We start from the raw sequence: 307 nt of genomic DNA, 5'->3' as shown, positions 1-307 counted from the left end.
CGGTCGCGCCGTCGGCACCAGTCGGTCCAGCAGGTCCAGTAGCGCCGTCCGCGCCAGTCGGTCCGGCAGGTCCAGTAGCGCCAGCAGGCCCTGTAGGTCCGGCAGGTCCAGTAGCGCCGTCGGCACCAGTCGGTCCGGCAGGTCCAGTCGCACCGTCGGCACCAGTCGGTCCAGCAGGTCCGGTCGCGCCGTCGGCACCAGTCGGTCCAGCAGGTCCAGTAGCGCCGTCCGCGCCAGTCGGTCCGGCAGGTCCAGTAGCGCCAGCAGGCCCTGTAGGTCCGGCAGGTCCAGTAGCGCCGTCGGCACC

At 72.6% G+C, this 307-nt stretch carries 1 protein-coding gene; it reads right to left on the bottom strand.

Annotation, left to right across the window (positions count from 1 at the left end):
* The coding region (locus tag NQZ67_RS30070) for a collagen-like domain-containing protein (RefSeq protein ID WP_257453181.1) at positions 1-307 on the bottom strand (307 nt) is incomplete at both ends.

It is taken from the genome of Paenibacillus soyae (genome assembly GCF_024623455.1).
GTDB lineage: Bacteria > Bacillota > Bacilli > Paenibacillales > Paenibacillaceae > Pristimantibacillus > Pristimantibacillus soyae.
Note: the sequence above shows the minus strand (reverse complement) of the source record. Positions and strands in the feature narration are given on the sequence as shown.